Below are 7912 nucleotides of genomic sequence, written 5' to 3'. Positions count from 1 at the left end.
TTTTACATGAGCGACATGGTCAACTTTTGGGTTGACATTTACAGATTATTCTTGTTAGCATTAATAAAATCAGCATACCCTTTCAATATCATATCCTGTTCAGTTTGTTCATCAAATAGGGATAGATTTTGTAAGCCTTTCCTGTATTTTTGATTATGAAGAGAATAGCTTTCACTATCAATATAAGCATACAAGTTATATCTATCTAATTGCTTTAGACAGCTAGTTCCTGACTGCAGAATTTGAAAAAAATTAAAGAGCACGAAATGCCCTCCTATTCTTTTAAGCAGCTGCAGCCCATTTTTTTCTCTTTCAAGTCCACTTGCCCAAAAACGAAGTGTCTTAAGGGATAAACGGTATCCTTCTCGTAACTTCAATAACCTGGCAATATGATGAAAAATTCTATTTATCATTCCAAAAAGTGCTGAGGAGTAGCTAGAGAAACCCTCCATATCCTTTCTTATGATGGTTCTTTTAAATAATGTAAAAGAAATAGCACGTCTTAGTTGCCCTCTGGTTATTGAAATTGAGCTCCCCTTTTGCGTGTTAATAGTAATAGCATTTTTACCATATTGAATAATATAGTTAGTTAGGCCACTGGCCGTATTAAAATAGCCTGCTTTCTTCATCTCCCGCTTAAACATGCGTTCATAACTTCTAGCACTTGTTTCGTACTTTACAATCATTTTACATCCCTGCCTTTACTGTTAGTATTTTTTCTAAGCTAAGCCGAATTAATTGCACTCTAACAACATTCCTTAAGGTCATGCAGTGCATCCTTTTCATTGGAATACACAGTCACTTCCTCGGCCGGTATTCCATAATTTACTCCCTCGGCTATCAATTCGATCTTTGATTCCTCAAGAACTGCATACTGAACATATAGTTTTTCTTTATGTTCCCAGCCGCTTAGAATAGCTTCAGCATCCTCTCTGCTGAAAAATAAATTATCAAACACTCGGAAAACCTTTTTGATGATCATTGTAATCCTCCTTAAAAGTAATGGAAATGCAAAAAACGCACTTTACCCAAAGGATTAAATTAACTACGATAGTAGTTTTAATCACTTGGATAAAGTGCGTTCAAAGATTAAAGATAATAACGCCCGCCTGGGTGTTAGTAAAAAGAAAAGAAGAAGTATAAGTCTAGTATATCATCACCATTAGTTGTAAAAAAGGAAAGTTTGCAGTCATTTGTTTTCCGCTTCCTTTCCTTTTAGGACTTCTATTATCTTTTCATTTTCCTTAGCTACTTTAAATCCCATATCTTTAACAATGGTCTTCTTTCGAGGCTTCAGATTCTTATCTTCTCCCATAGCTATCCCCCTTATATAAGAAGTATATCCATGGACCTTTTGCAATATGACCATAAAAAAAGCAAAGGCGTTTTGCCTTTGCTTCTACACTCTATTGGTTATTTAACAGCTCTAACACCTTTTTATTCATTTCATTTACACCACTAAATGAGTCTCCGGGTGCAACTTTGGTTAATTTCCTTCCGCGTGGGGTTTCTGCAGCGGGATTAACCATTCTGCCTGCCCGGCCTCTATACTTCTTAACCTTTTTTCTTGAATGAGCAATTCTGCTAGCAATCATAGTTAATCATCCTCCATTGGATTGATTATATTTAATTATACCACTAATACGCGTATTAACACATCTCCCATTCAAAAATACTGATGAGATTTACAATGTTAAGAGCATCAATTCCTGTTACCTCAACATCTTTGCTGCTAACTAAAGCTAAGTAGGTATGCTGTCCATAAAATGGAACAATAAATAATTCTTCTATGACCAATGGCAAACTTTCTGCATCAGCAAGTCGGTTTGAGACATCTTGCATATCTTCAATGTTTACATTATATCTTCTCTCAACCTGCTCTAGTGAATCCATTATGGCATTAATTAATTCTTCCTGATTTTGATAATCGGGTATCAGGAATAATTTAAGTTTGAAATCAAAAAAACCAGTATATTTACTTACGTATTCACAAAGCTCTTTTTCATATTCTGTCCAACTTGAAACCTGCTGCTTTCCCATAAAATAGTCTTCCGATTCTTGGATCACTGCTGTAAAGGTATTTGCTTTTTGAGTAACAAAGCCTAATGTCCTTTGGTTTTTTTCTAATGTCTCACGAATTAAGTCTTCATGCTGAAGTTCAGCATTAAATATTTTTAATATATTGGGTGTTTGAAACACTGCAAGATCCACAAAGACAATGAAAGCTGTCATTTGGAGCAACAGCTGCCAGTTCTTATAATCCATTTCTTGAAGGATAAATCCCAGACAAAGGACCGTTAAGAACATGACATATAAGCTTTTCCGAAGTCTTCCTATGTGTAAGATAAAACCTTCACGGTTCCTAAAATAGTAAATTAAGCTGCCCACTAAGTACAATATGCAAACGCCAAAAAATATTTTTAAGTACATGTAAGTACTCCTTTCATCCAGGTAAAGAAACCAAAACCTAACAATCTATGTGTGTATTTATTCCAATAGATTAATTATATGAAAAGAACCTTATTGGAGTATACCAAAAAGGCCTCTCATTAATCTTTTGCAACAAATTCAGCAAATGTTTTATTAGAAGAAGACAGCGTTTTATCATCAAACTCTGCATTTTGATATTTCTCAAACAACATACGGGTTTGGGGATTCACATGACCATTATTAGGAGTAGAGAGAAACACATAAGGAATGTGCTGCAGCTTATCCAGTGAATCTATCTTATATTCTCCATAGCTCCAACAAACTCTGTGATCTCCAAATACATTCGAATATGGATAATGGTACAGACGAGTATCTTCTTTCAAAATCTTATCCTTTACACAGGCAATTTTGATTTTACTAATCCGTTGATTCTGAATATGAAAATAAAATAGCATTTCAGGATGGCCTACCTGTTTGTACTCAACATCATGATACCGGACTTTCCTTCTCTCTTTTGGCACCTTAATCACAACGGTTTCACTTATCAAGTCTTTTTGATAATACACAATATCTTTAGGCATAAAGCTATTACAAAGTACTCGATTCGGTACGGCTGTACTTATGGCTTTTTCTAGCCAATCGTTTTGAGCTTTTGTAACAATGGAGAAAAATAGCTCCTTAAGTTCTTCTTGATTCTCTGTCATGGCCACTTTTTTAGCTGTGACATCCAAAATCATTGAAAGGGCAGGAATAGATAACTCTTTGTTTACCTCAGCTTTGTTTAATAATGTAAGAAGTAATGACTGAAACTCAACAGAATCAGATTCCATCTTATTAACATTTTTCAAAGCCGATCCGAGGATTCTTCTCAGACCCTTCCTATCAATCTTCTGAATGTCTACTTTATCTAGTAGAAGTATCAATAAATCTATATAGTATTGGTTTTTTTCTAGAGGATCTATTTCATTATTTATTTTTTGAATTAGGTTCTCCAACACCGTTCCTACATAGCGTACATCAGCCTCTTCATCAATGAATTTCTGAATAACTTCTAAGTATTCCTTTTCAAATAAGTAATTTAGTAATTCCTGTTCATCAATAGCGCTGAGCATGCTTCTAATAAAATCGTCAGTCAGTGCTTTTCTTCTGCCAATTTGGATATCTCCATCGAATTTCTTTATTTCTACATGTTTTGACCCATCTAACACAATTTCCATTCGCATTAAGCTACACTCTCCTTCGATAATTCTTGTCTTATTTCCACCAATAAGGCTTGTAATCGATCCTTTAACAGCAACATGTTTTCAAAAAAACTGTACATAGGACCGTAACAAAAATCAAAATAGAGACCAATATTTCCATCCTCGCAAAACAGCAGCTTTACAATAAACTCTCCAAAATCTCCATCCGAAAACTCATGGTAAGATTTAATGATTTGTTGGAACTTTAATTGTATCGACTCTCGTACTGTTCCAATTTCTTTATAAATTTGTTTCAATTCGGGGCTATTCATTATCACTATTTCTACACCATTTCCATTGGTATTAGAATCAATATGTGCCCATTCATTTCCGAGACAAATCATACTAAGTAGGAATTCTACTCCCTCTTCACTACTTGCATAATATTCATAGTGATCAGGTGGGTAAATCCCTCTCATTTCAAATAAAATTTTTGCTTGTATGACGCGATCAATTGCATCCTGAAATTCGCTTTTATCCATTTCTGATAAACCAGGCAGCATCATTATTCCTCCTTAAAAAAAGCGTTTCCTTTTAGGTTTCGATTCCCTCCAAATGGTGGAGATAATTTCACCAATATAGCAAATCTCCCTAAAGTCATTTGCATATAAATGGTATCTTTCCTGAATCTCATGTTCTTCATAATCCCCTTCTTCCATACTGGGAATAAAGTAAATATCACCTAAAGCCATTTCTAATGTTCTTCTATCAGTCTTCTCTATAAATTCCTTTATCTCACCAAAAGTATTTCCAGGTGAAAAAATAAGAGTATTAAAGACGTTCATGGTACTTTCACTGTAAATTCCTGGCTCTCCGTTACTAGCAAGTTCATTCCAGACTTTTTCAAGATTCATATCAATTCCTCCAAAATATAAAAACACCCAACCAATTATGGTTGAGTGTTTCTTTCTTCTTCACATATACAATTGTGTTTGTTAACCTACTTGTGGAAGACCTTCGTAAAAAGTTGGTCTTGTATCTAATCCTGGACCACCATGTATCACAATGTACTTAGGAAATTTCTGTTCGAATTTATATTTCATATCTTCGAAGGTATCTGCCTCATTTTTCGAGGCCATTTGTGCATTGTGGAAATAACCAGTTTGTTGATCGACAACAATTAACCAAAATATTCTTATCATAGCCTTATCTCTCTCCAGTTTCGATCTTTCTCTATATCTATATTTTTCCTTATTTTAGCATGATAAAGTATAATTTTACAATGCTATCGCAAAACTAGACATAAATTGAGATAAACTGACACTAGATGAAATAATAGGTTATATTTTATATTTCCCTTGATTCAAGTCTCGTAAGAAAGATTGAAACCCCAGTTCTGAACAGGTTTCCTCTAAATACTCATTATGCTCTTTCCTACTTTGATATAGAATATCATCCTTATGTTCTATTGGACAAATATCGCTTTTTAGAGTTGTTAAGGTCTTAGACAGTACTCCGCTTGCCTTCCCTTCCTCTAGCTTCTTCTTATACCGATTAAATTCTTTAGGTAGATGTTCTATTGACTCAAAAAGAGATTCAATCGTTTTAAAAGCTTTTATTAACCCCATAGCACCTTTTTCTCCTATACCTGGGACCCCGGGAATATTATCAGAGGAATCTCCCATAAGAGCTTTAATGTCGATGATTTGAATAGGTTCCAACCCTTGGTATTTAGACTTAAATTCTTCACTGTCATAATAAATATCCGTTTTCTTATCGCGAACGATTTGAACAACTTGATTACTAACAATTTGAAGTAAATCCTTATCGTTTGATAACGTAAAAACTTTCATATCTCTCTCCAGCATACGGGCCAGCGAAGCAATAAATAGTGATAGGTAAGCCTTTGGATTCGGTATCCTCCGTAAACAACTTTTCAATAATACTAAATTTTAGTAGGTATAATTTTACTCGGTTGAACTTTTCCCCCACTCCACACCGTACGTGCAACTTTCATCGCATACGGCGTTCCATCTTGTGATGTTATTGATTAACTAATAGGTTCTAAGTTACACATTTTACGATAGTTATCGATTTTGTTGATTACTTCGCTACTAGGGCGTAGTTTATCTATATATTTTTTTATCGTTTGTACATCCACTGCATGGACTAGGATATGAATATCTTTCTTTAAGATTCGCAGATTATTAAATTCATCTGTTCCTCCTAAGCCGGTGGGTACTAGATGGTGACAGTGTACTAATTCAGCAGGTAGGAATTCTCCTGTGATTTCGCATTTACCGTTTTTCATACTGTACCTACTAATTCGATTATCCATGTATTCGATGCTTCTATTCGGGATGTTTGACATCATGAGACGTCGTATTTCAATCAACACATCGCCTCTAAGTTCCTTGTGAATATCGTCTCTCCCTTTTTTAGTGTAAGTAGTCAAATGTTGTGAAAAGTTCATAACATTTTTATGGCTTACATCCGTGATGGGATAAAGATATATTCGTCCTATTTTGTGTGTCTTATAGGTGGTTTTATAGAACTTAGAATAAGACGGCGGAGGTTTCTTAGGACGTTCATACTTGCCGACTTTTTTCAAACGATTGAATAGGGTTTTACTAAGCGCGTATGCTAGTTTATTAAACTCTGGAAAGACGTGTGTTGCAGCACGGCTATAGTTGTGAATGCCTAGCACCCAGCTATTGTAGAGTAAAGCATTTTGGGCTGTTGGACTTTTTTGAATTTGAATAATTCGTTTTCGTCCGTCTTCCTTGTATTGCTCCATCTTTTTCTTGCTAGGTCGAGTGAATGCTACACATTTCTTTCCTTTTTTTTCAGCTTTGATTGAAAATCCTAAGAACTCGGATTTTCTTTTTCGTAAGTTTATCACTTGTGATTTTTCAGGTGATATGTCGAGTTTAAGTCTATCCTTTAGGTATAGCTTTACAGCATGGAACCATCTCTCAGCAGTTTGTCGAGTACGACAAAGAATTTTGAAGTCATCCGCATATCTCACAATATAACCTTCTTTGAGATTAGAGAATTTCTTCAGACTTACATATTTGTTGTACCCTTTATTGAATGTATGTTGGGTTTGGAAACCTTCCCATTGACCATATATCCACATATCCAAGTCATGTAAAACTACATTGGATAATAAAGGTGAGAGGATTCCTCCTTGTGGAGTTCCTTTTGTAGGGATACCTTCTCCATCTATCTCTGCTTTCAGCATTTTACTTATTAACCTTAAGACTTTCCTATCTTGTATTCCTAAATTCCAAAGTTGTTTAAGTAGTAGTGTGTGATTTACATTATCGAAGAAACCCTTAATATCCACGTCCACTACATAATGTAATTGTGAGAGATTAATTAAGCTGTTTACTCTTGATAAGGCGTGGTGTGTTGACCGAAGTGGTCTAAAACCATATGAGTGATTATAGAATCGTGCTTCGCAAATTGGTTCGAGAACCTGTTTGAAAGCTTGTTGAATAATTCTGTCACTCATACTTGGTATGCCTAAAGGTCGTTTATCTCCATTGGGTTTAGGTACAAGAACTCTTCTTACTTTCATTGGCTGATAGTTTTCGAGTCGTTTTTGAATAAAGCGGACAAATTTATCTTCATTCCAGTCTTGGAAGTCTTTAATTGTGCGCCCATCTGAACCAGCAGTTTTAGAACCCTTGTTATTTTTAATTGTACGATAAGCTAGTAGGATATTTTCCCTTGTTACGATGGTATCGTATAGGTGTTTATGTGATGTACCCTGTTTACTTATTTCATACAATTCATCGAACTTTTCGGTCATACCGTAGTATTCCCGATATCGTAATTGTGCTTGCATAATGGATCACTCCCTTCTTGGAATGATATTCCCATCTTCATACAAGACCCTTGCAATTCACTGTTTAGAATATTAGTTATAACTATCACCAGACTTGAGGCTATTCCTCCATTACCATTACGGTAATTTCAATGGTCATGCCTCTACTCTCACAAAGGTAAATGTATTTCGACTATAATAAAGCCTTATAACAACCGTTTGGGCTGACAGTCCCATTGCAACGTCCTTTGCTTTCCTTGTTCCTCTAATTCTATCTGTTCATATATCCTTAGGTGGCATCCTTTGAGCCTGTAAGTCTTTCATTCCCATAGTTGAATGGACGAATTTCATAACGATCAGTCTTACTTTTCGTCAACTTACGTAAACATATATTTACGAAATACCGATTAGATATCTTAGCTGTATAGACCCTTACATTCGGAGCTTCGTCAGACCAGTTGGTCATTCT

Annotated in this window: 11 protein-coding genes; all 11 read right to left on the bottom strand. The window is 35.2% G+C overall.

From position 1 onward, the window contains the following. Nucleotides 1-38 precede the first annotated feature (38 nt). The 11 genes from PBF_RS22710 to ltrA all read right to left on the bottom strand — a co-directional run bounded on the left by PBF_RS22710 (nt 39) and on the right by ltrA (nt 7464). Complete coding sequence (locus tag PBF_RS22710) at nt 39-686, bottom strand: hypothetical protein (RefSeq protein WP_035333046.1); 648 nt, start codon at nt 684-686, stop codon at nt 39-41. A 59-nt stretch (nt 687-745) separates the two neighbouring features. Beyond that, entirely contained in the window at nt 746-982 is a 237-nt protein-coding gene (locus tag PBF_RS22705) for a hypothetical protein (protein WP_035333038.1), read from the bottom strand. Nucleotides 983-1189: 207 nt separating this feature from the next. Then, a complete protein-coding gene (locus PBF_RS27095; RefSeq protein ID WP_268745133.1) occupies nt 1190-1315 on the bottom strand; it encodes a hypothetical protein in 126 nt (41 codons plus the stop codon). A gap of 91 nt (nt 1316-1406) precedes the next feature. Continuing rightward, a complete protein-coding gene (locus tag PBF_RS22700; RefSeq protein ID WP_035333036.1) occupies nt 1407-1595 on the bottom strand; it encodes a hypothetical protein in 189 nt (62 codons plus the stop codon). 55 nt (nt 1596-1650) lie between these two features. Then, nucleotides 1651-2430: a type II toxin-antitoxin system SpoIISA family toxin gene (locus PBF_RS22695; RefSeq protein WP_035333034.1), complete on the bottom strand. Its 780-nt coding sequence runs from the start codon at nt 2428-2430 to the stop codon at nt 1651-1653. Nucleotides 2431-2549: 119 nt separating this feature from the next. Further along, the gene (locus PBF_RS25070; protein ID WP_051488995.1) at nt 2550-3653 is read right to left on the bottom strand and encodes a hypothetical protein; all 1104 of its coding nucleotides are present in this window, start codon (nt 3651-3653) and stop codon (nt 2550-2552) included. Further along, nucleotides 3653-4177, bottom strand: a complete 525-nt coding sequence (locus PBF_RS22685; protein WP_152539728.1) for a hypothetical protein — start codon at nt 4175-4177, stop codon at nt 3653-3655. The genes PBF_RS25070 and PBF_RS22685 overlap by 1 nt, the downstream gene beginning before the upstream one ends. A 9-nt stretch (nt 4178-4186) precedes the next feature. Continuing rightward, nucleotides 4187-4525, bottom strand: a complete 339-nt coding sequence (locus tag PBF_RS22680; protein ID WP_035333031.1) for a hypothetical protein — start codon at nt 4523-4525, stop codon at nt 4187-4189. An 81-nt stretch (nt 4526-4606) separates the two neighbouring features. Then, nucleotides 4607-4813 (bottom strand): hypothetical protein, encoded by a 207-nt coding sequence (locus tag PBF_RS22675; protein ID WP_035333029.1) that lies wholly within the window; start codon nt 4811-4813, stop codon nt 4607-4609. A 138-nt stretch (nt 4814-4951) separates the two neighbouring features. Next, nucleotides 4952-5464 carry a 5'-3' exonuclease gene (locus PBF_RS22670; RefSeq protein WP_051488994.1) on the bottom strand — a complete coding sequence of 171 codons (513 nt, stop codon included), beginning with the start codon at nt 5462-5464 and terminating at the stop codon, nt 4952-4954. 197 nt (nt 5465-5661) lie between these two features. Further along, nucleotides 5662-7464, bottom strand: a complete 1803-nt coding sequence (gene ltrA / locus PBF_RS22665) for a group II intron reverse transcriptase/maturase (protein ID WP_035333027.1) — start codon at nt 7462-7464, stop codon at nt 5662-5664. Between the last annotated feature and the right edge of the window lie 448 nt (nt 7465-7912).

Origin of the sequence: Cytobacillus firmus DS1 (genome assembly GCF_000565285.1) — a bacterium.
In the GTDB taxonomy this organism is placed as follows: domain Bacteria; phylum Bacillota; class Bacilli; order Bacillales; family Cytobacillaceae; genus Cytobacillus; species Cytobacillus firmus_A.
This window is presented reverse-complemented; position numbering and strand designations above follow the sequence as displayed.

Coding starts and splice junctions, on each gene's coding strand:
- PBF_RS22680 (WP_035333031.1), bottom strand. CDS start 4,525: ATGAATCTTGAAAAAGTCTGGAATGAACTTGCTAGTAACGGAGAGCCA.
- PBF_RS27095 (WP_268745133.1), bottom strand. CDS start 1,315: ATGGGAGAAGATAAGAATCTGAAGCCTCGAAAGAAGACCATTGTTAAA.
- PBF_RS22705 (WP_035333038.1), bottom strand. CDS start 982: ATGATCATCAAAAAGGTTTTCCGAGTGTTTGATAATTTATTTTTCAGC.
- PBF_RS22700 (WP_035333036.1), bottom strand. CDS start 1,595: ATGATTGCTAGCAGAATTGCTCATTCAAGAAAAAAGGTTAAGAAGTAT.
- PBF_RS22685 (WP_152539728.1), bottom strand. CDS start 4,177: ATGATGCTGCCTGGTTTATCAGAAATGGATAAAAGCGAATTTCAGGAT.
- ltrA (WP_035333027.1), bottom strand. CDS start 7,464: ATGCAAGCACAATTACGATATCGGGAATACTACGGTATGACCGAAAAG.
- PBF_RS25070 (WP_051488995.1), bottom strand. CDS start 3,653: ATGCGAATGGAAATTGTGTTAGATGGGTCAAAACATGTAGAAATAAAG.
- PBF_RS22675 (WP_035333029.1), bottom strand. CDS start 4,813: ATGATAAGAATATTTTGGTTAATTGTTGTCGATCAACAAACTGGTTAT.
- PBF_RS22695 (WP_035333034.1), bottom strand. CDS start 2,430: ATGTACTTAAAAATATTTTTTGGCGTTTGCATATTGTACTTAGTGGGC.
- PBF_RS22670 (WP_051488994.1), bottom strand. CDS start 5,464: ATGAAAGTTTTTACGTTATCAAACGATAAGGATTTACTTCAAATTGTT.
- PBF_RS22710 (WP_035333046.1), bottom strand. CDS start 686: ATGATTGTAAAGTACGAAACAAGTGCTAGAAGTTATGAACGCATGTTT.